The sequence below is a fragment of the Streptomyces sp. NBC_01351 genome, assembly GCF_036237315.1.
Classification (GTDB): Bacteria; Actinomycetota; Actinomycetes; order Streptomycetales; family Streptomycetaceae; genus Streptomyces.
The window spans coordinates 4152770-4176778 of sequence record NZ_CP108356.1 but is presented as its reverse complement, the minus strand read 5'-3'; the positions used below and the strand labels follow the sequence as shown (position 1 = coordinate 4176778).

At 73.9% G+C, this 24009-nt stretch carries 11 protein-coding genes; 1 reads left to right on the top strand and 10 read right to left on the bottom strand.

What is annotated here, in order from left to right:
* Positions 1 to 21 precede the first annotated feature (21 nt).
* The 8 genes from OG625_RS19140 to OG625_RS19105 form a co-directional block, all read right to left on the bottom strand.
* A complete protein-coding gene (locus OG625_RS19140; RefSeq protein WP_329382325.1) occupies positions 22 to 1251 on the bottom strand; it encodes a cytochrome P450 in 1230 nt (409 codons plus the stop codon).
* Between the two features lie 70 nt (positions 1252 to 1321).
* Positions 1322 to 2077: an aspartyl/asparaginyl beta-hydroxylase domain-containing protein gene (locus OG625_RS19135; protein WP_329382323.1), complete on the bottom strand. Its 756-nt coding sequence runs from the start codon at positions 2075 to 2077 to the stop codon at positions 1322 to 1324.
* The gene (locus OG625_RS19130) at positions 2074 to 3912 is read right to left on the bottom strand and encodes a condensation domain-containing protein (protein ID WP_329382321.1); all 1839 of its coding nucleotides are present in this window, start codon (positions 3910 to 3912) and stop codon (positions 2074 to 2076) included. Before OG625_RS19130 ends, OG625_RS19135 begins: the two co-directional genes overlap by 4 nt.
* Positions 3913 to 3920: 8 nt before the next feature.
* Positions 3921 to 7154, bottom strand: coding sequence for a non-ribosomal peptide synthetase (locus OG625_RS19125; RefSeq protein ID WP_329382318.1), 3234 nt, complete (start codon positions 7152 to 7154; stop codon positions 3921 to 3923).
* Positions 7155 to 7230: 76 nt separating this feature from the next.
* On the bottom strand, positions 7231 to 10422 hold the full coding sequence (locus OG625_RS19120; RefSeq protein WP_329382316.1) for a non-ribosomal peptide synthetase: 3192 nt from the start codon (positions 10420 to 10422) through the stop codon (positions 7231 to 7233).
* A 115-nt stretch (positions 10423 to 10537) separates the two neighbouring features.
* Positions 10538 to 11080: a DUF2087 domain-containing protein gene (locus tag OG625_RS19115; RefSeq protein ID WP_329382314.1), complete on the bottom strand. Its 543-nt coding sequence runs from the start codon at positions 11078 to 11080 to the stop codon at positions 10538 to 10540.
* Positions 11004 to 12479, bottom strand: a complete 1476-nt coding sequence (locus tag OG625_RS19110; RefSeq protein ID WP_329382312.1) for a helix-turn-helix domain-containing protein — start codon at positions 12477 to 12479, stop codon at positions 11004 to 11006. Before OG625_RS19110 ends, OG625_RS19115 begins: the two co-directional genes overlap by 77 nt.
* Positions 12476 to 13684: a M18 family aminopeptidase gene (locus OG625_RS19105; protein WP_329382310.1), complete on the bottom strand. Its 1209-nt coding sequence runs from the start codon at positions 13682 to 13684 to the stop codon at positions 12476 to 12478. Before OG625_RS19105 ends, OG625_RS19110 begins: the two co-directional genes overlap by 4 nt.
* A gap of 281 nt (positions 13685 to 13965) precedes the next feature.
* On the opposite strand from OG625_RS19105, the gene OG625_RS19100 reads away from it, so the two are divergent.
* Positions 13966 to 14982, top strand: coding sequence for a LuxR C-terminal-related transcriptional regulator (locus tag OG625_RS19100; protein ID WP_329382308.1), 1017 nt, complete (start codon positions 13966 to 13968; stop codon positions 14980 to 14982).
* Here the strand turns inward: OG625_RS19100 and OG625_RS19095 are convergent.
* Both OG625_RS19095 and OG625_RS19090 read right to left on the bottom strand, forming a co-directional pair.
* Entirely contained in the window at positions 14919 to 15719 is an 801-nt protein-coding gene (locus tag OG625_RS19095; RefSeq protein WP_329382306.1) for a 4'-phosphopantetheinyl transferase family protein, read from the bottom strand. The two genes, OG625_RS19100 and OG625_RS19095, sit on opposite strands and share 64 nt — an antisense overlap.
* Positions 15716 to 24007 carry a non-ribosomal peptide synthetase gene (locus tag OG625_RS19090; RefSeq protein ID WP_329382304.1) on the bottom strand — a complete coding sequence of 2764 codons (8292 nt, stop codon included), beginning with the start codon at positions 24005 to 24007 and terminating at the stop codon, positions 15716 to 15718. Before OG625_RS19090 ends, OG625_RS19095 begins: the two co-directional genes overlap by 4 nt.
* Positions 24008 to 24009 lie beyond the last annotated feature (2 nt).

The following is a 24009-nucleotide window of genomic DNA, read 5'->3' as shown; positions in this document are numbered from 1 at the left end:
GATTCGGGTGGAGCGGTACGGTCATGCGGCGGTCAGCCGTACCCGGAGGTGCTTGAACCCGCTGATGACGGTGGAAGCGAGGCGCGCCGGGGGCTCGATCAGCTCGGCGGAGCCGACCCGGTTGCAGAGCTCGTCGAGGAAGAGCCGCAGCTCCATCGTGGCGAGGGCGGCACCCAGGCAGAAGTGCGGGCCGGAGCCCAGCGCGAGGTGGGGGTTGTGGGCGCGGCCGATGTCGAAGGTGTCGGGGGCGTCGAAGACGCGGCCGTCGCGGTTGGCGGCGAAGTGCCAGATCGCGACGTCCTGCCCGGCCTTGATGACCTGGCCGTGGAGTTCCACGTCCCGTTCGGCCCGGCGGAGCACGTGCTTGCTGGGTGAGACGTAGCGCAGCACCTCCTCGACCGCCGGGTCGAGCAGGGAGCGGTCGGCGCGCAGCCGTTCCCACTGGTCGGGGTGGTCGATGAAGGCGAGGAGCGCTCCGACGGCGCCGTGCCGGGTGGTCTCGTTACCGCCGAGCAGGAGCAGGTCGAAGAAGAGCATCGCGTCTTCCTCGGTGAGCTGCCCGGCGTTCTGGGCCTCCACCAGGCGGGTGACGATGTCGTCGCGGGGCGAGGTGCGGCGCTGGTCCATCAGGTCCTGGCAGTACAGCAGGAGTTGGGCGTGGGCCAGGGCGGCGCTGGCGCGGGCGCTGGGGGCCTTCTGGAGGTCCTGGTCGGCGGATCCGAAGGCGGCGGTGGTGAGCTCCAGCAGCAGCGACCAGTCCTCCTGGGGGACGCCGAGCAGGGCGGCGATCGAGGCGACGGGGAGCAGCGCGACGGTGTCGACGAAGTTGACCTCGCCCTTCTCCAGGGCCTCGTCGAGGGAGTCGGCGATGAGCGAGCGGAGGTAGGGCTCCAGCTTGGCGATGGCGCGCGGGGTGAACGACTTGTTGACCATGCGGCGGAGTTCGCCGTGCCGGGCCCCGTCGGTGTGGGTGAGCATCCGGCCGGAGCCGTCGTCGCCGGTCCAGCGCTGCGGGCCGAGGGTGTTGGTGCCGGTGGAGGCGAAGGTGACGCTGTCCTTCTGGATCGCCATGCAGTCCTCGTAGCGCGTCACGGACCAGAAGCCGGGCTCGGCGCCTTCGGGGTTCCACCACAGCGGCTCGTGGTCGCGCAGGTGGCGGAAGACCCGCTCGTAGCCGTGGGTGGCGTAGAAGGCGGGGTCGGCGAGGTCGACGTGGCCGAGGACGGATCGGGCCGGGTTGAGGACCGACATGGGGATCTCCTGAGGGGGGTGGGGTGGGGGCGGGGGCGGGAAGGCGGGTGGAGGGGTGGGGCGGGTCCGGTCAGCCGGCCATCATCTTCTGGATCTCGGTCATCAGGAGGGTGAGGGCCTCGCGCTCGGGCAGGGTGGTGTCCGGGTGCCACAGGTCGGCCAGCAGGCAGGTGCGGGTGCGGTCGCCGTCGTTCCACGCCTCGTGCTCGAAGGAGTAGTCGAAGAGCAGGGTCCGGCCCTCCTCCCAGCGGCGGGTCTCCTCGGCCACCCGTATCCGGGCGCCCTCGGGGATGTCGATGGCGAGGTGGAGGTTGATGCTGAAGTTCCACAGGTCGCAGTGCGGCTTGATGGCGGCGCCGGGCAGCAGTGTCGAGAAGTGCGATTCGAGGAGCGGGCAGATCAGCCCGGTGTCGACGGCGTGCTCCTTGAGGACGCGGTAGGCGGTCGGGGCGACCGACTCGGACTCGGTGACGAGGGCGCCGCCCCGGTAGAGGTAGAGGGCCTGCCAGTTCCGCTGCCGGACGAGGTAGTGCTCGTAGTCGGAGAAGCTCGCGCGGCGCTCCTCCCACGCCTGCTCCTGCTCGGCCTTGATGCGCGGGTGGTTCTCCTCCAGGGCGCGGACCAGCGGGAGCATTTCGGGGTAGGCGTAGGGGTCGTGCCACGGGGTCTGGGGGATGCCGGGCAGCACCCATTTCGCGGCCTGCTGGAGGGGGTGGCGCTGCTCGCTGCGGCGGCGGGGCTCCATCATCTCCTCGACCCGGGCGAGGGCGTCGTGGCCGTGCTCGGCCTTGATCCGGTCGAAGTGGGCGTCGATCTCGGGGGTCATCGTGCGTCTCCTGTCACGTGCGAGGGGGCCGGGGCGGCGGTGCGCTCCCAGGCGTCGGGGTCCATGTCGCGTTCCGCGAAGGCCCGGTCGAGCAGCGCGTTCATCTCGTCGACGGTCGGGCACTCGAAGACCGTGCAGACGCCGATGTCCAGCCCGAAGGCGGCGTTGACGCGCCCGATCAGCGGGATGGCGAGCAGCGAGTGGCCGCCGAGGGCGAAGAAGTCGTCGTCGAGGCCGATCCCCGGGGTGTCGAGGACCTCCTCGTAGAGGGAGCAGAGGAGGCGTTCGCGGCGGGTGGCCGGGGGGCGGCCGCCGGGGACGGGGCCGGTGGTGTCGGCGCGGGCCACCGGGCGGGCGTGGTCGGTGGTGGCGTCCACGTCGTCGATGACGGCGGGGGTGTCGGGGCGGGCCGGGAGCGCGCCCCGTTCCTCGTCGGTGGCGAGCGGGATCCGGGTGACGGGGAGCTCGGGGTGCTCGGCGGCGTTGGTCAGCAGCCGCAGGAGCCGGTCCCGCAGGCGTTCGGCGGTCTCGTGGTCGAAGAGGTCGGTGGCGTGGCTGAGGTGGGCGGTGAGGGTGCCGCCGCGTTCGGGGGCGGCGGTCTCCACGAAGTCCCAGGCCAGGTCGAAGCGGGCCGTGTCGGTGTCGACGGGCAGGAGGGTGGTGGTGAGCCCGGTCATCGGGACCTCGGCCTCGATCTCGTCGCCGTTGTGCAGTTTGACGATGACCTGGAAGAGGGGGTGCCGGGAGCGGACGCGGGGCGGGTTGAGGGCCTCGACGAGCCGTTCGAAGGGCAGGTCCTGGTGGTCGTAGGCGGCCAGGCTGGTCACGCGGACGCGTTCGACGAGTTCGAGGAAGGTGGGGTCGCCGGAGAGGTCGGCGCGCAGCACCAGGGTGTTGACGAACATGCCGACGAGGTCGTCGAGGGCCTCGTCGGTGCGGCCGGCGACGGCGGTTCCGAGCGGGATGTCGGTGCCGGCGCCGAGTCGGTGGAGCAGGGCGGCGAGGGCCGCCTGGAGGACCATGAAGAGGGAGGCGCCGGTGCGGCGGGTGATCTCGTAGAGGCCCGTGTGCAGTTCGGCGGGGATCGTGAAGTCGAGGACGCCGCCGCCGTGCCGGGGGGCGGCCGGGCGGACCCGGTCGTAGGGCAGGGCCAGTTCGCCGGGGAGTCCGGCGAGGGCCTCGCGCCAGTGGGCGAGCTGCCGGTTCGCGAGGGAGTCGGGGTCGTCCTCGGAGCCGAGCAGGTCGCGCTGCCAGAGCGCGTAGTCGGCGTACTGGACCGGCAGCGGCTCCCAGTCGGGGGCGCGGCCGGCGTGGCGGGCGTCGTAGGCGGCGGACAGGTCCCGCAGCAGCGGGGTCATCGACCAGCCGTCGCAGACGACGTGGTGCATGACCAGGGCGAGCAGGTGCCGCTCGGCGGCCTCCCGGACGAGGAAGGGGCGCAGCGGCACGTCGGCGTCGAGGTCGAAGGGCCGTGCGAACTCGGCGGGCAGCTGTTCGGCGGGCAGCGGGCGGAGCGCGATGCCGGATCCGGCGGTGGTGAGGATCCGCTGGTGGGGGATGCCGCCGGCCTCGCCGAGGACGGTGCGCAGGCTCTCGTGCCGCTCCACGAGGTCGGTGAGGGCGGCGGCGAGGGCGGGTTCGTCGAGTACGCCGTCGAGCCGGATCAGGACCTGCACGCTGTAGGAGGTGTTGGGGCCCTCCAGCCGGTTGAGGAACCAGAGCCGCTGTTGGGCGAAGGAGGCGGGGAAGATGTCCGCGGTCTCCGCCTCGGTCTCGGCGGGGGTTTCGGCGGGGATCGCGGTGGGGGCCGCGGTGGCGGTCGTCGTGGTGGTCATCGGCGGGGTCACCCCTGGGGCCGGCGGCGGCCGAGTCGGGGGCGGGCGGTGGCGGTGGCGGGCACGTCGCGGTCGAGGGCGGCGAGCAGTCCGGCGACGGTCGGCGCCTCGAAGACCAGGCGGATCGGCACGTCGAGGCCGAGGGCGGAGCGGAGCCGGACGACGAGCCGGGTGGCCATCAGGGAGTGGCCGCCGAAGGCGAAGAAGTCGTCGTCGAGGGAGACCTCGGGGACGCCGAGGAGGTCGGCGAAGAGGGCGGCCACGGTCTTTTCGCGGTCGGTGGCCGGGGGGCGGCCGGTGGACAGGGCGGTGAGGTCGGGCACCGGCAGGCCGCGCCGGTCGAGCTTGCCGTTGGGGGTCAGCGGCAGGGCGTCGAGGGTGACGAACGCGGCGGGCACCATGTACTCGGGCAGGGTGCGGCCGAGTTCCGCGCGGAGGGTCGGGTGGTCGGCGGGGCCGTCGGCGGCGGGCACCACGTAGCCCACCAGCCGCTTGTCGCCCGGGGTGTCCTCGCGCACGATCACGGCGGCGGCGCGCACGCCGGGCAGGGCCCGCAGGGCGTGCTCGATCTCGCCGGGTTCGATCCGGTGGCCGCGCACCTTGACCTGGTGGTCCCGGCGGCCGAGGTACTCGAGTTGGCCGTCGCGGCGGCGCCGGACGAGGTCGCCGGTGCGGTACATCCGGGTGCCGGGCTCCTGCGCCCACGGGTCGGCGACGAACGTGGCGGCGGTTCGCCGGGGGTCGCCGAGGTAGCCGCCGCCTACGACGATCCCGCCGATCCACAGCTCGCCGGGGATGCCGGTGGGGGTCAGGGCGAGCCGGTCGTCGAGGACGAGGAGGCGGCTGCCGCGGACGGGCCGGCCGATGGGGGTGCGGGAGTCGGTGGGCAGGTTGTCGGCGGTGATCACGGCCTGGGTGACGTCGTCCGAGCACTCGGTGGGCCCGTAGCAGTTGACCAGCGGGATCGCCGGGTGGAGGGCGGCCCAGCGGTGGCACAGGTCGGCCGGGAGGGCCTCCCCGGTCACGGCCAGGCAGCGCAGCGCGAGGGCGGGGCTCTCGCCGGTGTGGTCCCACTCGTCGAGGGCCGCGTGCAGCAGGCTGGGGACGACCTGGGTGACGTCGACGCGCTCGTCGGCGACGAGCCGGAACAGGGCCCGGGGGTCGCGGACGGTCTCGTCGGGCAGGGCACGGACGGTGCCGCCGAAGATCAGCGGGACGAACATCTGCCAGACGGAGATGTCGAAGGTGAGGGGGGCGGTGGAGGTGACGGTCAGCGGGCCGTCGATGCCCATGGCCTCGGCCTCGGCGAGCAGGTTGTTGACCATGCCCCGACGCTGCACGAGGGCGCCCTTGGGCTTGCCGGTGGAGCCGGAGGTGAAGATGACGTAGGCGGGGTCGTCGGGTCCGCCGGAGACGGGGGCGAGGTCGTCCGGGGCGTCGGCCTCCTCGCCGATGACCAGGACGCGGATCGGCCGGTCGGCGGCCTCGGCCAGGGCGCGGGCGGCGTCGGCGTGGGCCGCGTCGGCCAGCAGGTGACGGCAGTCGGCGTCGTCGAGCAGGGCGAGGGTGCGGGCGGCCGGGGCCTTGGGGTCGAGCGGCAGGTAGACGCCGCCGGCGGCGGTGATGCCGAGGAAGCCGGCGATGACGGGGGCGCCGCGCCGTGCGAGGACGGGCACGATGGTGCCGCCGGTGACCCCGGCGTCGGCGAGGGTGCGGGTGAGCCGGCTCGCGCGGCCTACGAGGGTCCGGTAGTCGGTGGGGCCGGAGCCGTCGACGACGGCCACGGCGTCCGGGCGGGCGGTGGCGTGGGCGCGGATCCGTTCCACGACGCCGTGCTCCAGGTCGGGGTGCGGGGGCCGGAAGTCGGCGAGGAGGGCCCGCCGTTCGGCGTCGTCCACGAGGGGGATGCCGGAGACGGGGCGGAGGGGGTCGGTGACGACGGCGCCGAGCAGCAGGACCAGGCGGGTGGCGAGGTCCTCGGCGGTCTCCCGGTCGAACAGGTCGGTGGCGTGGCTCAGGTGGAGGGTGAGGGAGCCGGGGCGGCCGTCGGCGCCGCTCGTCTCCACGAAGTCCCAGGCCAGGTCGAATTTGGCGGTGGAGGTCTGGACGACGTCGACGGTGGCGGTGAGGCCGGTCAGGCGCAGCGGTGACTCGTCGCCGTCGTGGAGTTCGACGGCTACCTGGAAGAGCGGGTGCCGGGCCCGGGAGCGGACGGGGTTGAGCTCCTCGACGATCCGGTCGAAGGGCAGTTCCTGGTGGGCGAGGGCGCTGAAGCCGACGTCGGTGACCCGCTGGGCCAGGTCGAGGAAGGTGGGGTCGCCGGAGAGGTCGGCGCGCAGCACCTGGGTGTTGACGAACATGCCGACGAGGTCGTCGAGGGCCTCGTCGGTGCGGCCGGCGACGGCGGTGCCGAGCGGGATGTCGGTGCCCGAGCCGAGTCGGTGGAGCAGGGCGGCGACGGCGGCCTGGGCGACGGTGAAGAGGGTGCCGCGGCTCTGCCGGGCGATGGCCCGCAGTCCGGTGTGGAGTTCGGGGGCGATGGTCCGGGTGACGACGGCGCCGCGGCCGCTCGCCACGGGGGGCCGGACCCGGTCGGTGGGCAGCGCCAGCTCCTCGGGGACGCCGGCGAGGGCGTCGCGCCAGTAGCCGAGCTGGGCGGCGAGCAGGCCGTTCGGGTCGTCGCCGTCGGCGAGGAGGTCGCGCTGCCACAGGGTGTAGTCGGAGTAGCGGACGGGCAGCGGCTCCCAGTCGGGGGCGCGGCCGGCGTGGCGGGCGTCGTAGGCGGCGGCGAGGTCCCGCAGCAGCGGGGCGAAGGACCAGCCGTCGCACACGACGTGGTGCATGACGAGGGCCAGGACGTGGGCCTCCGGCCCGGTGCGCACCAGGAAGGCGCGCACCGGGAGGTCCCCGTCGAGGTCGAAGGGCTGCTCGGCGAGCTCCCGGAGCAGCCCTTCGGCGCGCTCCGGGTCGGTGTCGAGGTGCTTGAACACGAAGCCGCTGCCGTGGACGGACAGCACCCGCTGGCAGGGCTCGCCGTCGCGCTCGCCGAGGACGGTGCGCAGCGGCTCGTGCCGCTCGCGCACGTCGGCGAGGGCCGCTTCCAGGGCGGGGGCGTCCAGTGGGCCGTCCAGTCGGACCAGCACCGGCACGTTGTACGCGGCGCTGGTGGGGTCCAGCCGGTTGAGGAACCACAGCCCGCGCTGGGCGTACGACACCGGGAATTCGCTCGTGCTCTCGCTCACCACTACCACTCGACTCTCTACGGGGATCAACCGGCGATCGGCCGGATCGGACGGGTCCGGCCGTCGCGCCGGACGGTCAGGACGGCCGGCGGACCAGTCGGGGACGGGCGGCGCCGTCGGCCGTTCCCTGCTCCTGGAGGCTCGCGACGACGCCGGCCACGGTCGGGTCGCCGAACAGCTTCAGCAGGTTGACCTCGACGCCGAGGACCGTCCGGATCCGGTTGACCAGACGGGTGGCGAGCAGCGAGTGGCCGCCGAGTTCGAAGAAGTTGTCGTCGAGCGAGACCGTGTCGATCTTGAGGGTCTCGGCGAAGAGTTCCGCGACTTCGAGTTCCCGCTTGGTGCGCGGGGCGCGGCCGGCGGAGACGGAGCCGTAGTCGGGGACGGGCAGGGCGCGCCGGTCCAGCTTGGCGTTGCGGGTCAGCGGCAGGTTCTCCATCGGGACGAACGCGGCCGGGACCATGTAGTCGGGCAGGACGGCGCCGAGGGCGGTCCGCAGGGCGGTGACGTCGAGGTCGGCGCCCTTGGCGGGGACGACGTAGGCGACGAGCCGCTTGTCGCCGGGGGTGTCCTCGCGGACGATCACGGCGGCGTCGACGATCTCCTCGCGGGCCCGGATCACGGTCTGGATCTCGGCGGGCTCGATCCGGAAGCCGCGCAGTTTGACCTGGTCGTCGGAGCGGCCGGAGAAGAGGAGGAAGCCCTCGGGGGTCCAGCGGGCCATGTCGCCGCTGCGGTACATGAGTTCGCCGGGGGCGCCGAAGGGGTTGGCGACGAACCGGGAGGCGGTGGTGCCGGGGCGGCCGATGTAGCCGCGGCCCAGGTTGGCGCCGGCGAGGTACAGCTCGCCGAGGACGCCGGGCGGGACGGGGTTGAGGTGCTCGTCGAGGACGTGGACGCGGGTGTTGTGGACGGGCCGTCCGATGGTGGAGGCGTCGTGGTCGGGCAGGGCGCAGCCGGACGCCTCGACGCAGAACTCGCTGGGGCCGTAGTAGTTGAAGACCCGGGTGCGGGGCGCGCGGCGCAGTTCCTGCCAGAGCGGCTCCGGCACGGCCTCGCCGCCGAGCATCAGGGTGGCGGGGACGTGCTCGCCGGTCAGCAGGCCCTCGGCGAGGAGCTGCTGGGCGTAGCTGGGGGTGACGTCGAGCTGGTCGACGTGGTGCCGGCGCAGGTAGGCCACCATGTGGGCCGGGTCGCGGCGGGTGTGCTCGTCGAGCAGGTGCAGCTCGTGGCCGGCGATCATCGCCAGCACGCCTTCCCACGAGGTGTCGAAGGAGAGGGAGGCGGAGAGGGCGACCCGGCGGCGGTCCGCGTCGCCGGTGGGGGACGGGAAGGTGACGCCGGTGTGGAAGGTCCACAGGTTGGTCAGCGCCCGGTGCAGGACGGTGACGCCCTTGGGGCGGCCGGTGGAGCCCGAGGTGTAGATGACGTAGGCGGCGTGGTCGAGGAGGAGCGGGACGGCCCGGTCGGTGTCGGTCGGGTCGTGGTCCGGGAGCCCGGCCGGGTCGAGGTCGGTGACGAGGGCGGGGAGGCCGGCGGGGCCGCCGAGCCGGGCGACGGTCTCGTCGGTGGTGACGAGGACTGCGGGGCGGGCGTCGGCGAGGATGCCGGTGATCCGCTCGTCGGGGTTCTGCGGATCGATGGGGGTGTAGACGCCGCCGGCCTTGCCGACCGCGAGCCAGGCCACGACGGCGTCGGCGGTGCGGGGCAGGGCGACGGCCACCAGCCGGTCGGCGCGGACGCCGCGGGCGATCAGGTGGTGGGCGAGCCGGTTGACCCGGGTGTTGAGTTCGGCGAAGGTCAGGCTCGTCGTGCCGGCCACCAGCGCGGTGGCGTCGGGGGTGGCGGCGGCCCGCTCCTGGAAGATGGTGGTGACGGTCTTCTCGGGGAGCTCGTGCCCGGTCTCGGTCCAGGCGGTCAGCAGCTCGCGCTCGCGCGGGGCGAGGACGTCGATGTCGGAGAGCGTCCGGTCGGGGGCCGTGACGACCGCGTCGAGGAACCGGGTGAAACGTTCCACCAGAGAGGCGGCGGTGGCCTCGTCGAAGAGTTCGGTGGCGTACTCGAGGGCGCCCGCGAAGCCGGCCGGGGCGCCGTCGGCGGAGGTCCGCTCCCACAGCGAGAACGACAGGTCGAACTTGGCGACGGCCGTCTTCAGCAGCTCTACGCGGGTCTCCAGGCCGGTCAGGTCCAGGGTGAGCTCGCCGGCGTGCAGGTCGATGCCGATCTGGAAGAGGGGGTGCTTGGCCCGGGAGCGGACGGGGTTGAGCTCCTCGACGATCCGCTCGAAGGGGACGTCCTGGTGGGTGAAGGCGTCCAGGCCGGTCTCGCGGACCCGGCGGACCAGCTCGGTGAAGTCGGGGTCGCCGCTCAGGTCGGTGCGCAGCACCTGGGTGTTGACGAAGAAGCCGACGAGGTCGTCGAGGGCCTGGTCGGTGCGGCCGGCGACCGGGGTGCCGATCGGGATGTCGGTACCGGCGCCGAGCCGGGACAGCAGGCCGGCGACGGCCGCCTGCACCACCATGTACGGGGTGCTCCCGGTGGCGCGGGCGATCTCCAGCAGGCCCGCGTGGGTGCCGGCCGGCACGTCGAAGGCGATCTCCGCGCCCTGGTAGGTGGCGACGGCCGGGCGGACCCGGTCGTAGGGCAGGTCGAGCTCCTCGGGGAGGTCGGCGAGGGCCTCCCGCCAGTGCGCGAGCTGCGCGTTGAGGAGGCTCGCCGGGTCGCTCTCGGAGCCGAGCAGGTCGCGCTGCCAGAGGGTGTAGTCGGTGTACTGGACGGGCAGCGGCTCCCAGTCGGGGGCGCCGCCGGCGGCGCGGGCGGCGTAGGCGGCGCCGAGGTCCCGCAGCAGCGGGGTCATGGACCAGCCGTCGCACACGACGTGGTGCATGACGAGGGCGAGGACGTGCTCGTCGGGGGCGACGGCGAACAGCCGGGCCCGGACCGGGAGGTCGCCGTCGAGGTCGAAGGGCTCCTCGACGGTCTCGCGGATCTGCTTGTCGAGCCGCCCCTCGTCGGAGGCGACGAGCTCCAGCTCCAGACCGGTCTCGGCGGCGGGCAGAACCCGCTGGTGGGGCTCGCCGTCGGTCTCGCCGAAGACGGTGCGCAGCGACTCGTGGCGCTCGACGACGTCGAGGAGGGCGGCCGTCAGCGCGCGGCTGTCGAGGGGACCGGTCATCCGCGCGACCACCGGCACGTTGTAGGTGGGGCTCGGGCCCTCCAGCCGGTTGAAGAACCACAGGCGCTGCTGCGCGAATGACAACGGGAACACGTTCACCACTCCAGACAAGGGGATTCGACTTCTGCGCCGGCGCCCGACGCTATGCGTGCGGGCGGGGGCCCCTTCGGCAGTCGAAGCGGCAACAAGGCGGCAGTTGGGGCGGGGCTCAGGAGGCGGTCTCGGCCTCGGGGCGCAGCCAGTAGTGGCCGTCCGCCCGGTCGAGGACGTCCAGCTCGATGAGGTAGCGGCGGATGGCCACGTGATCGGTGCCGGAGCCCTCGCTCCAGCCGCGCAGGATGTCGTTGACGGCCCGCTCGGGGTAGCGCTCGCCGGGGCGGAAGCCCCGGTGGGCCAGGTGGGCCAGGACGGTGCGGCGGCGGCCGAGCTGGGAGGGGATGCCGAGCAGGCGGTCACCGTCGACGAAGGTCCGCAGCAGGAACTCCGTGCGGTCGTCGCCGGTGCCGTGGTCGGTGACGGTCCGTTCGGCGCCGGCGGCGGAGCGCAGGACCTCCTTGAACCGGCCGGTGGCGGCCTTCAGTTCGCCGCCGTCGTCGACGACGAGGCCCCCGGCGGTGAGTTTGCGCAGGGCGAGGGCCACGTCCTTGGCCTTCGCGCCGGTGGCGGACGCGATGTCAGGCGGCGTTGCCGCGCCCAGCACGACCGCCGAGAAGACCCGCAACCTGACCTCGTCCGCGAGCAGTCCTGCCAAAGCCTGTGCCGTCACTGTGCCGTTCCTCGGTTCGTTCGCTGTGATCGATGGGGTGGATGGGGTGGATGGGTTCTACGTGGGGTGTCCGGGCACGCAGGGAGGCCCGCACGATGTGCAGCACCCCGAAGACGACGAGGTGCGCGGAGGGCAGCCGGCGGATCAGGCCGCGCCGCAGGAAGGAGTCGACGGCGCTCGCCACTTCGGCCCGCCCGGTTCCGGAGGCGGTGACGACCTGCTCCATCGTCCAGGGGACGTCCCAGTCGGCGAGTCGGCGCAGCAGGGTGCGGCGGGCCGGGGAGAGGTCCTCCAGGGCGTCGTCGAGGGCCTCGGTGACCCAGTCGGCGCCGGGGCCGGCGTCGGCGGGCCCGGCGGCCACGTGGGGTTCGGCACGGGCGAGCCTCGTGATCTCGGCCGGGGAGCAGAGCGGCAGCCAGGAGGCGGCGGCCTCCAGGGCGCGGGGCAGGCCGTCGAGGCGGGCGCACAGCTCCAGCAGTGTGCCGACGTTGCCCGGGTCGAGACGGAAGTCCGGCTGCAGGTCGGTGATCCGGTCGACGAGTACGCGCAGCGCCGGGTCGGCGAGGGCGCCGTGCAGGCCGTCGACGGAGGTCAGGGTCGGGGTCGGCAGCGGGCGCAGGGCGACGCGGAAGTCGGCGGGCCGCGGCCCGGGCACCCGCGAGGTCTCCAGCACCCGCAGGTTGCGGCAGTCGGCCAGGAGGGCCTCCAGGGTGTCGCGGGCGACCTCCCCCCGGTCGTTGCCGTCGACGACGAGCAGGACCGGCCGGTCGCCGATGAGGCGCGCGGCCTCGCCGTACGCGGCTCCGTTGCGGGTGAGCAGGCCCTCCAGCCAGACCACCGGGGGGACGGTCAGGTCGTCCGGGACCCGGCGGTCGACGGGGTCGAGCAGGCGGCGCACGGAGAGCCACAGGGTGGGCATGGCGCCGGCGCCGGTCGGACCGGTCGGCTCGGGGGTGCCCAGGGCGTGGGCGACGGCCAGGGCCAGCCTCGTCTTGCCGACGCCGGCGAGGCCGCCGATGCCGACGTACCGGCCGCCGTCGGGTCCGGTCAGCCGGTCGAGGAGCAGCTCCAGTTCGGCGTCCCGCCCATGGGGGCGGCGGGCGGCGAGGGCCGGCAGGGCGGGCAGGTCGAGGAAGGCGGTGTCGTCGGCTTCGAGTCCGGCCGCCAGTTGCAGGGCGGCGCGCTGGGCGCCGCCCAGGCGCAGGGCGTCCACGAGGAGCCGGACGGTCTCCCGGCGGGGGTTGCGCGCCTGTCCCAGTTCGAGGTTCCGGATGGCCCGGACACTGACCGTGGAGAATCCGGAGAGTTCGGTCTGGGTGAGTCGGGCGCGTCTGCGGTACTGCTGCAGCAGCTCTCCGAAGCGCGTGGTGTCGCTGGTCGTCACGGTCCCGTTCCCTCTCTGTCTCTGTCGTCTGCGTGGTCGGCGGTGGCGAACGCGGTGAGCGCGCGGGTGAGCAGCCACAGGTCGGCGGCCCCGCACAGGGCGCGCGCGGAGTGCGGCGAGAGCCCGGCGATCCCCACGTCGAGGACGGGGACGCCGAGGCCGTCCGAGATAGCCGCGTCGGCCCCCAGGGCGCACCGCGAGGCGCCGGTCGGAGCGGGCCGTTGCCAGGGCACGCCGGCCCGTTCGCACGCCGCGCGGAAGCCGGGCGAGGCGACGATGGGCCCGCCGCCCGGCAGTGGTCGGTCGTCGCCGTGGGCGGGGTCGTCCGGACGTGCGGCCGCCGTCACGTCGAGGGCGACGGCCAGCGCTCCGGCCGGGGCGCGACCCGTGGCCCGGTGGAGGGTCCGGCCGAGCGACGGGACGCCCCCGGGCCCGTGTGCGACCAGAACCGGCACGACCGGTCGGGCGGGGTCCGGGCCGTACCGGGCCGCCTGCGCCAGCGCGGTCAACGCGGCGTGCAGGGTGACCAGGTTGTCGAGCCGGGGTCCTACGAGGAACTCGCGGTCGGCGCCGAGCCGGACGGGCGGCTGCACGTCGTGGAGGGTCAGCTCCCAGTCGCGCACCTCGTAGAAGTCCACGTCGGCGTCGGCCGTGATCCGGGAGAGCAGCCCGTCGGGGTGGGCGCCCCCCAGCCCCCACAGGGGGTCGCCCGACCCCCTGTGGGGCAGCCGGGCCAGCGGCTCGTCCGAGCCGACCAGCCGACTGCTGCCGTCGGTCAGGGTGATCCGGCCGGAGATCCCGAGGTCGCGGCCGGTCCAGCCGGCGATCGGGACGGGGCCGTGGGGTGCGACGCGGATCCGGCGCCAGCCGGCGGTCGCGCCGTCCGGTTCGGGCCGGACCCGCAGGCCCGCCGCGTCGGTGTGCGCGGTCAGGATCCGCAGGGGCGCCCCCGGAGGGGTGCCCGGCGCGGTGTACCAGGCGATCAGTGTGTCGGCCCCCGCGAGGTAGTACCGCCCCCCGGCGGCCTCCCCCTGAAATTCCTGCTCGCACACGGCCCGGAAGCCGGACCGCTCCAGTCTGCGGACCCCCTCGGCGACCGTGTGCCACGGCGACGGACAGTCCTGGATGAACGTGATCAGGTCATCCACGTGATCGCCGCGGGATCCGGTCACCGGTCGCGCCGCGCGGACCGGCGCGGTGGTCACGGCTGGTTCATCTGAGGCGCGCGGGCGCCCCATGCGGAGTCCGCGAGAACGTGTCCGACCTGCGCAGATTCGTCACTGTGGACAGCCGATCCGGTGATGGTGGTCAGACCCAGGACGGCGGCGACAGCGGTGATGGTCGTGATAACGCGAATGACTCGGGTGCGCATGTTCCCTCTTCCCCTCAAGCGCAAACGGCGGTTTTCCGCCTGCACTCAGATCCTTGCCGAGTGGGAGGCGTTGCCCCAGGGGTGGAGAAGCCCGCAAATGTAACCTGCACACTTGTGAACCCCGATCAATCCCCCCAGCATTCGCACAAATGCGACATCTCCCGGGTCGACGAACCTTGTTCCGAGGCGCTCGCGCAGTACCGGCGGGCGCTCGGCACGGGGACCTTGCCCGCTTCCGAGGTGTCGCCGTGTCTGTGGGAGCTGCACCTCGTCGCCGAATTGCCGGATTCACCGGAATTGGTGCGCTTGATTCCGCCGGAGATCGCCGCGCACGCCGTACTGCGGCCCTTGGAGGACGCCTTTCTGGCGCGCGGCCGGGAGATCGATTCCACGAAGGCGGTGTTCTCCGCGTTCACCGAGGCGTGGGCGGGGGCCCGCCGGGACGAGGAACCTCCGCTCACCTATCTCGACGGCGGCGAGCTGATCAGCCGGGCCCTGCGGATGGCCGTCGACGCGTGCGAGACCGAGCTGCTCACCGCGCAGCCGGGCGGGGGCCGGGCGCAGCACCTCCTCCAGGAGGCCCTGGAGCGGGACCTGCGGCTGCTCGACCGGGGGGTGCGGCAGCGCACGATCTACCAGCACACCGTCCGCTCGCACCAGCCGACGATGTCGTACATCGAGCAGATCGGGAACGCGGGCGCCGAGGTCCGCACCCTCACCGAGGTCTTCGACCGCATGATCATCTGTGATCGGAAGGTCGCCTTCATCCCCGTCACGGTGCCCCGGGCCAACTCCGCCCTCCGGATCTACGACCCCGGCCTGGTCCGCTTCCTGGCGCAGTTCTTCGACAACGCCTGGGACCGCTCGACCCCCATCGTGGACGGCGGCTCCCCGCTCCGCTCCCCCACCGTCACCTCCGACATCCAGCGGGCCATCCTGCGGGCCGTCGTCGGCGGGGAGACCGACGACTCCATCGCCCGCCGGCTGGGCATGAGCCGGCGCAGCGTCGCCGAGCACGTCCGCCGGATCTCGGTGCAGCTGGGCAGCAACAGCCGGGCCCAACTCGGCTATCTCCTGGCCACCTCCGGACTCATGGAGGACCCGGAGGAGGAGGCCACGGCCGTCGTCTGAGCGGCCCCGCCGCGCATCCCCGCCGGGTCGCCGGCGGTCGTCGTACGGGCGACCGCCGCCGCGAACCCGGCGGGCACCGCCACGTCCGCCACGGACCACCCGGGCGGCGAGACCGGCACCGGACCCGTCCCCAGGTAGTCCAGCGCCGGGTCCCGCGCCAGCCCCACACCGAGTCCCTTCAGGAACGCCTCCTTGCGGACCCACAGCCGGGCGAAGGACGCGGCCCGCTCGGCCCCGGGCCCGGCCGCCAGTTCGGCCGTCTCCCGGGGGTGCAGCCGCTCCGCCAGTTCGGCCACCAGCGCCGGCTCGGGCACGGCCTCCACGTCCACGCCGACCGGCGCCGTCCCGAAGGCCAGCAGCGCCAGGTCACCGCTGTGCGACAACGAGAACCACAGGCCCGAGTCGGGCGCGACCGGCCGGCCGTCCGAGCCGCCGCAGACGGCGCACGGCTCCCGCTCCAGCCGTACGGCGGCGGGAGCCACCCCCTGCCGGGCACCGAGCAGCAGCCGCAGTGCCACGTGGGCCGTCACCCAGCAGCGACGGTCCTCCTCCCGGCGGAAGGCGGCGGCTCGCCGACGCTCCCCCGCGTCCAGCACCGTCGGGGCCAGCCGCAGCGCGGCCGCGCCCTGCCCCCGGGCGTCCACCAGCCAGAGCGAGCCCGGGGCGGCGGGCTCGGCACGGACGGGGTCCGCGCCGAGCACCAGCCGACCCGGCACGAGCGGCGTCACACCGCTCATCCGGCGGTCCCCACCGGTCCCGCCGCCGAGCGGGCCATCAGCCGGGGCCGCAGCGCCGGCCGGGCCCGCCCACCGGCGGGCGCGCTGTCCAGGTGTGCGACCAGACCGGCGACCGTGGGCCGCTCGAACAGGGCGCGCAGGCCCAGCTCCACGCCGAGCGCGGCGCGGACGCCGCTGGTCAGGCGGGTGGCGAGCAGGGAGTGGCCGCCCAGCTCGAAGAAGTTGTCGTCGACCGAGACCGACGTCACCCCCAGCACCTCGGCGAAGAGCTCGCACAGGACCTTCTCCCGGGGGGTGCGGGGGGCGCGGCCGGCGCCGGCGAGGGTGGTGAAGTCGGGAGCGGGCAGGGCGCGTCGGTCGAGCTTTCCGTTCCCGGTCAGCGGCAGTTCGTCGAGGACGACCACCGCGGAGGGGACCATGTACTCGGGCAGGAGTCCGGCCAGTTCCTCGCGCAGGGCGCGGGTGTCGACGGCGTTCTCGGCCGTGGGCACCACGTAGGCGACGAGTCGTTTGTCGCCGGGCCGGTCCTCGCGGACGATGACGGCCGCGCGGGCCACCCCGGGCCGGGTGGCGACCGCGGCTTCGACTTCGCCGGGTTCGATGCGGAAGCCGCGGATCTTCACCTGGTCGTCGGCGCGGCCCTGGTATTCCAGTACGCCCGTGGGCGTCCACCGCACCAGGTCGCCCGTGCGGTACATCCGCTCCCCCGGCTCCCCGAAGGGGCAGGCCGTGAACCGCTCGGCCGTGAGTGCGGGGCGGTTCACGTAGCCGTGGGCCAGCCCGGCGCCCGCGAGGTACAGCTCACCGACCACGCCCACGGGTACCGGCCGCAGCGCTCCGTCGAGGACGTAGGCCCGGTGGTTGTCCAGGGGCGCCCCGATCGGGACGTTCGCCGTGACCTCCCCGACCAGGTGGCGGGTCGCGAAGGTGGTGGTCTCGGTGGGCCCGTAGCCGTTCACGACGGTCACCCACGGGAAGCGGCTCCGTACGGTGGCCATCGCCTTGGTCGAGGCGGCCTCGCCGCCGGACCAGATCTCCCGCAGGCCTGTGAACGAAGCCTCCGGCACCTCGACGAGGAGGTTGAAGAGGGCGGCCGTCACGAAGAGCGCGGTCACGCCCCGCTCGTCCACGACCCGGGCCAGCTCCTCCACGCCCAGCTCGCCGGGGGGCGCCACGATCACGCGGTCGCCCGCCAGCAGCGGGGTCCACAGCTCGTAGGTGGCGGCGTCGAAGGCGTACGGGGAGTGGAAGAGGACCCGCTCCTGGTTCCCGCCGAGCCAGCACCGGTCCGTCGCCAGGGAGACGACGTTGCGGTGCGAGACCGCCACGCCCTTGGGCCGGCCGGTGGAGCCGGAGGTGTACATGACGTAGGCGACCCGCTCGGCGGGGGTGTCGAGGCCGGGCGTGCCGGGATCGAGGAGGACCCCGTCCGCCCCGGAGGCCCCGGCCCCGGCCCCGGCCCCGGCCGCGGCCGCGGACTCGGCCCGGACCACGAGGACGGGCAGCCCGCGCGCGGCGTGCCCGACCGCGAAGCCGGCCCCGCTGTGCCCGTGGTCGGTCAACAGCACCCGGGCGCCGGTCTCCTCGACGACCACGCCCATCCGGTGCTCCGGCCACGCCGTCGGCAGCGGCACGTAGGCGGCGCCTGCCTTCAGCACCGCCAGCACGGCCGTGACCAGCTCGGGGGACCGCTCCATCAGCAGGGCGACGGAGCCACCGGGCCGGACGCCGGCGGCGATGAGGCGGTGGGCGAGGCGGTTGGCGCGGGCGTCGAGTTCGGCGTAGGTGGTCTGTTCGTCCTCGAAGACGAGTGCGATCGCGTCGGGCGTGGCGGCGGCCTGTTCCTCGAAGAGTTGGTGCACGCCGCGGTCGGCCGGGTAGTCGGTGGTGGTCTCGTTCCATTCGACGAGGGTCCGGTGCCGCTCTTCCGGGAGGAGGACGGGCAGGGAGTCGACGGGGTGGTCGAGGTTCTCGGCGAGGGTTTCGAGGACGAGGACCAGGCGGCGGGCGAGGAGTTCGACGGTGGAGTGGTCGAAGAGGTCGCGGGCGTACTCCAGTCGGCCCGTCACTCCGGCGCAGCGGCCGTCCTCGGTGGACCGCTCGAACATCTCGACCTGCAGGTCGAACTTGGCGCCACCGGTGGAGACGGCCAGCGCCCGGGCCTCCACACCGGGCAGGTCGAGCCGGGCCTCGGCAGTGTTCTGGAGGGCGAAGAGGACTTGGAAGAGGGGGTGTCGGGCGGCGGATCGGGTCGGGTTGAGTTCTTCGACGAGTCGGTCGAAGGGCAGGTCCTGGTGGGCGAACGCGGCGAGGTCTGCTTCGCGGACCCGGTCGAGGAGTTCCCGGAAGGAAGGGTCGCCGGAGAGGTCGGTGCGCAGGACGAGGGTGTTCACGAAGAAGCCGACCAGTCCGTCCAGGGCTTCGTCGCCGCGTCCGGCGACGGGGGTGCCCAGCGGCACGTCCGTGCCGGCGCCGAGGCGGGAGAGCAGGGCGGCGAGAGCGGCCTGCAGCACCATGAAGAGCGTGGCGCGTGACTCGCGGGCGATCCCGGTCAGGCGGTCGTGGAGGTCGGCCGGGAGCGCGAACTCGACGACGCCGCCCTGGTACGAGGCGACCATGGGACGCAGCCGGTCGAAGGGCAGCGTCAGCTCCTCCGGCAGTCCGGCCAGGGCATCCCGCCAGTAGTCGGTCTGGCGCTCCAGCAGGCTGCCGGGTCCGCCGGCGAGCAGTTGCTGCTGCCAGTGGGTGTAGTCCGCGTACCGCACGGGCAGGGCGTCCCACTCGGGAGCCTGGCCCGCCGTCCGGGCCGCGTACGCCACCCCGAGGTCACGGGAGAGGACGCCGAAGGACCAGCCGTCGCTGACGATGTGGTGCGAGGTCAGGGCGAGCACGTGCTCCGTGCCGCCCTCGGAGAACAGTTCGGCTCGGAAGGGAAGTTCGGCCGCCAGGTCGAAGGGCCGGCGGGCGGCCTCCGTCGCCAGTGCGGACGCGTCCGCGCCCGCCGGTACGTCCACCACGCGCAGCACGGTCCCGGGAACGGGCCGCACTTCCTGCCGCGGCCGGTCCGCGGCGTCGGCGGGGAAGACGGTCCGCAGCGTGTCGTGCCGGGCCGTGACATCGCGCAGGGCGCCGTCGAGCGCCACCAGGTCGACGGGCCCGCTCAGGCCGAAGAGCATCGGCGCGTTGTAGTTCGACCACGGGCCCTGGACCCGGTCGATCAGCCACAGCCGCAGCTGGGCGGAGGACAGCGGCACCTCCCCGGAGTGCTCGACGGCCGTGAGGGCGGGTCGGAGCTCCGCCTCGGCCCGCCCGAGCTGCTGGGCGAGACCCGCGACGGTGGGCGTCTCGAAGAGGGCCCGCAGGCCGATCTCGACGCCGAGCGCGGCGCGGATCCGGCTGGTCAGGCGGGTGGCGAGCAGGGAGTGGCCGCCCACCTCGAAGAAGTTGTCGTCGACCGAGACCGAGCGCAGCCCCAGCACCTCGGCGAACAGCCCGCACAGGATGGTCTCCCGGGGGGTGCGCGGGGCGCGGCCGGCGCCGGCGAGGGTGGCGAAGTCGGGAGCGGGCAGGGCCCGCCGGTCGAGCTTCCCGTTCCCGGTCAGCGGCAGTTCGTCGAGGACGACCACCGCGGAGGGGACCATGTACTCGGGCAGCAGCCCGGCCAGCTCCTCGCGCAGCGTGCGCCCGTCGAGGCTCGTACCGGCCCGGGGCACGACGTACGCGACCAGCCGCTTCTCCCCCGGCTCGTCCTCGCGGACGACGACTGCCGAACGGGTCACGCCGGGCCGGGCGGCCACGGCCGCCTCGACCTCGCCGGGCTCGATCCGGAAGCCGCGGATCTTCACCTGGAAGTCGCCGCGCCCGACGTACTCGATCTGGCCGTCGGCGCGCCAGCGCACCAGGTCGCCGGTGCGGTACATGACCTTGCCGGGGGCGCCGAACGGGCAGGCCACGAACCGCTCGGCGGTCAGCGCGGGCTGTCCGACGTAGCCGTGGGCGAGGCCGTCGCCGGAGACGTAGAGCTCGCCGACGACACCGCCGGGGACGGGCTCCAGCCGGTCGTCGAGGACGTGGACGCGGGTGTTGGCCAGGGGGACGCCGATGGGCACCGAGGGGGTGCCCCGGTCGTGGGCGCCGATCTGGTGGGCGTTGGTGATGACCATGCTCTCGGCAGGCCCGTAGCCGTTGACGAGACGGACCTCCGGCCGGCTGTCGACGATCCGCAGCAGGTGGGAGATGGACGGTGCCTCGCCGCCGGTGATGACCTGGCGGAGGCTGCCCGCGAAGACGTCCGGGTACTCGTCCACGAGCACGGAGAAGAGGCCGGCGGAGAACCAGGTGGTGGTCACGGAGTGCCGGTCGACCAGCTCGGAGAGGACGACGGCGTCGGGCTTCTGGCCGGGCTGGAGGACGCAGCAGGCGCCGGTGAGCAGGGGCCCGAAGAGTTCGAGGATGAAGATGTCCCAGGAGACGGGGACGGACTGGAGCCACACCTCGTCCGGGGCGAAGGCCAGGAAGTCCTGGGCCCGCAGGGTGCGCACGATCGCCCGGTGCGGGGCGATCACGCCCTTGGGGGTACCGCTGGAGCCGGAGGTGAACATGACCACCGCCGGGTCCTCCCGGTGGAAGGAGAGGGCCGGGGAGTGGCCGGGCCGGGCGGCGATCCCGTCCGCCTCGGCGTCGAGGTCCACGAACCGGGCGGTGGGGTGGGTGAGCTGCCCGGCGCGCTCGGCGGTGTGGAGGACGGCGGCGGCATCGGTCCTGTCGAGGAGGCCGCTGAGCCGCTCGGCGGGGTAGTCCACGTCGAGCATGGTGAAGGCCGCGCCGGCCTTGAGGGCGGCCAGCAGGCCGATGACCATCCGGGGGCTGCGCTCGATGTGGACGCCGACGACGTCCCCGCGGGTCACGCCGGCGGCGATGAGGTGGTGGGCGAGGCGGTTGGCGCGGGCGTCGAGCTGGGCGTAGGTGGTCTGCTGGTCGTCGAAGACGAGTGCGACGGCGTCGGGGGTGGCGGCGGCGCGTTCTTCGAAGAGTTGGTGGACGCCCTGGTCGGCGGGGTAGTCGGTGGTGGTGTCGTTCCATTCGACGAGGGTCCGGTGGCGTTCCTCGGGGAGGAGGACGGGGAGGGCGTTGACGGGGTGGTCGAGGTTCTCGGCGAGGGTTTCGAGGACGAGGACCAGGCGGCGGGCGAGGAGTTCGACGGTGGAGTGGTCGAAGAGGTCGCGGGCGTACTCCAGTCGGCCGGTCACTCCGGCGCAGCGGCCGTCCTCGGTGGACCGTTCGAGCATCTCGACCTGCAGGTCGAACTTGGCGGCGCCGGTGGCGACCCGTCGCAGTTCGGCGTCGAGGCCGCGCAGCTCGGGGCGTTCGTCGGCGTAGTTCTGGAGGGCGAAGAGGACTTGGAAGAGGGGGTGCCGGGCCGCTGACCGAGCCGGGTTGAGTTCCTCGACGAGTCGGTCGAAGGGCAGGTCCTGGTGGGCGAAGGCGGCGAGGTCTGCTTCGCGGACCCGGTCGAGGAGTTCCCGGAAGGAGGGGTCGCCGGTGAGGTCGGTTCGGAGGACGAGGGTGTTCACGAAGAAGCCGACCAGTCCGTCCAGGGCTTCGTCGCCGCGTCCGGCGACGGGGGTGCCGAGCGGTACGTCGGTTCCGGCGCCGAGGCGGGAGAGCAGGGCGGCGACGGCGGCCTGCAGGACCATGAAGAGCGTGGCGCGCGACTCGCGGGCGATGCCGGTCAGGCGTTCGTGGAGGTCGGCCGGGAGCGCGAACTCGACGACGCCGCCCTGGTAGGAGGAGAGGAGGGGGCGCGTCCGGTCGAAGGGCAGCGTCAGCTCGTCCGGGAGTCCGGCCAGGGCACCGCGCCAGTAGTCGGTCTGGCGTTCCAGCAGGCTGTCGGGTCCGCCGGCGAGCAGTTCCCGCTGCCAGAGGGTGTAGTCGGCGTACCGCACGGGCAGGGCGTCCCACTCGGGAGCCTGGCCCGCCACCCGGGCCGCGTACGCCACTCCGAGGTCACGCAGGAAGGGGGCTGTGGACCAGCCGTCGAAGACCATGTGGTGCAGGACGAGGGCGAGCACGTGCTCTTCGGCGCCGACGGAGAACAGCCGGGCCCGCAGGGGCAGGTCGCGGGCGAGGTCGAAGGGCTCGCAGGCCACGGCCTCGACCCGGCGATCCAGCTCGTCGGGCGCGCAGACCTCCGCCGCGAGGTCGAGGCGGACCTCGTCAATGGGCAGGATCCGCTGGCGGGGCTCCTCGTCGACGACGGTGATCACCCCGCGCAGCACCTCGTGCCGGCCGATCACGTCGGTGAGGGCGAGCCGGAGGGCCGGCGCGTCGAGCGGGCCGGTCAGGTGCAGTGCCCAGGGCACGTTGTAGCCGGCGCGCTCCTCCATCCCGTCGAGCAGCCACAGCCGGCGCTGCGCGGAGGACAACGGCACGGTCGCGGACCGGTCCTCCCGGGCGACCAGGGCGGGCCGGGCGCCGCGCGCGTCGCCCAGGTGCCGGGCCAGCCCGGCGGCCGTGCGCTCCTCGAAGACGACGGGCAGGGGTATCTCGGCGCCGCACACCGAGCGGATCCGGCTGATCAGGCGGGTGGCGAGCAGGGAGTGGCCGCCCAGCTCGAAGAAGTCGTCTTCGGCGGAGACGGAGTCGAGGCCGAGGACCCCCGCGATCAGCTCGCAGAGGGTCCGCTCCTCGGGCGTGCGCGGGGGGCGGCCGGTGCCGGCGAGGGTGGTGAAGTCGGGGGCGGGCAGGGCGCGTCGGTCGAGCTTCCCGTTTCCGGTCAGGGGCAGCGCGTCGAGGACGATGAGGACGGAGGGGACCATGTACTCGGGCAGGAGTCCGGCGAGTTCCTCGCGCAGGGCGCGGGTGTCGACGGTGTCTCCGGCCGTGGGTACGAGGTAGGCGACGAGTCGTTTGTCGCCGGGCCGGTCCTCGCGGACGACGACGGCCGCGCGGGCCACGCCGGGGCGGGCCGCCACGGCGGCTTCGACTTCGCCGGGTTCGATGCGGAAGCCGCGGATCTTCACCTGGTCGTCGGCGCGGCCCTGGTATTCCAGTACGCCCGTGGGCGTCCACCGCACCAGGTCGCCCGTGCGGTACATCACTTCGCCGGGGACGCCGAAGGGGCAGGCCACGAACCGCTCGGAGGTGAGGGCGGGGCGCCCGACGTAACCGTGGGCCAGTCCGACGCCCGCTATGTACAGCTCGCCGGTCGTGCCGGCGGGTACGGGCTCCAGCCGCTCGTCCAGGACGTACACCGGCTTGTCGGCGAGCGGCAGGCCGATGGGGACGGAGGAGGCGTGCGCGTCGGCCGGGGAGATCGTGTGGGTGACGGCGAAGATCATGCTCTCGGCCGGCCCGTAGCCGTTGACGAGCCGCAGGTCGGGCCGGCGGGTCAGCAGCTTCCCGACGTGCACGCGGGAGGCGGCCTCGCCGCCGCTCATGACCTGACCGACCCGGTCGAAGACCTCCGGGTACTCGTCGACCAGGAAGTTCAGGAGACCGGCGGACACGTAGAGGGTGGTGACGGAGTGCCGGGCGACCAGATCGGCGATGACGGCCGGATCGGGCCGGTCGCCCGGCTGCAGCACGCAGGCGGCGCCGGTCAGGAGCGGTCCGAAGAGTTCGAGGAGGAAGGCGTCCCAGGAGACCGGGGAGCACTGGAGCCACACCTCGTCGCTGCGGAAGAAGGCGAAGTCCTGCTCCAGCAGGGTGCCGACGACCGCGCGGTGCGGGGCGACGATGCCCTTGGGCTCGCCGGTGGAGCCGGAGGTGAACATGACCACGGCGGGGCTCTCGGGGTGGGCCCGCCGGCCGAGGGGCCCGACGCCGCCGTCCCCGTCCGTGCCGGGGTCCGCGTCCGCGTGCTGTTCCTCGTCGAGGCGGATCACGAGGTCGGGCAGCCGGTCCGCCCAGGGGGCGAGCAGCTCGTCCCGGCTGACCATCAGCTCCATGCCGGCCCGGTCGGCCACGTCGGCCAGCCGGGCGGTGGGGAACTGGAGGTCGAGCATGGTGAAGGCGAGGCCGGCCTTGAGGACGGCGAGAACGGCGACGACGAGCTCCGGGCCGCGTTCCAGGTGGATGCCCGCCACCGCGCCGGGACGGGCGCCCCGGGCGACGAGGTGCCGGGCGAGCCGGTTGGCCCGCCGGTCCAGTTCGGCGTAGCTCATCGCCCCGGCCCCGGAGACCAGCGCTGTCGCGTCGGGGGTCCGTGCGGCCCACTCCTCGAACAGTTCGTGCACGCAGGAATCCATCGGGCGGCCTGCGGCCGTCTCCTCACGGTTTCGGGACATCC

What these genes read in the sequence shown, in the direction of transcription:
- OG625_RS19140 (WP_329382325.1), bottom strand. Translation starts at nt 1,251, where the DNA reads ATGTCGGTCCTCAACCCGGCCCGATCCGTCCTCGGCCACGTCGACCTC.
- OG625_RS19135 (WP_329382323.1), bottom strand. Translation starts at nt 2,077, where the DNA reads ATGACCCCCGAGATCGACGCCCACTTCGACCGGATCAAGGCCGAGCAC.
- OG625_RS19130 (WP_329382321.1), bottom strand. Translation starts at nt 3,912, where the DNA reads ATGACCACCACGACGACCGCCACCGCGGCCCCCACCGCGATCCCCGCC.
- OG625_RS19095 (WP_329382306.1), bottom strand. Translation starts at nt 15,719, where the DNA reads ATGAGCGGTGTGACGCCGCTCGTGCCGGGTCGGCTGGTGCTCGGCGCG.
- OG625_RS19090 (WP_329382304.1), bottom strand. Translation starts at nt 24,007, where the DNA reads ATGTCCCGAAACCGTGAGGAGACGGCCGCAGGCCGCCCGATGGATTCC.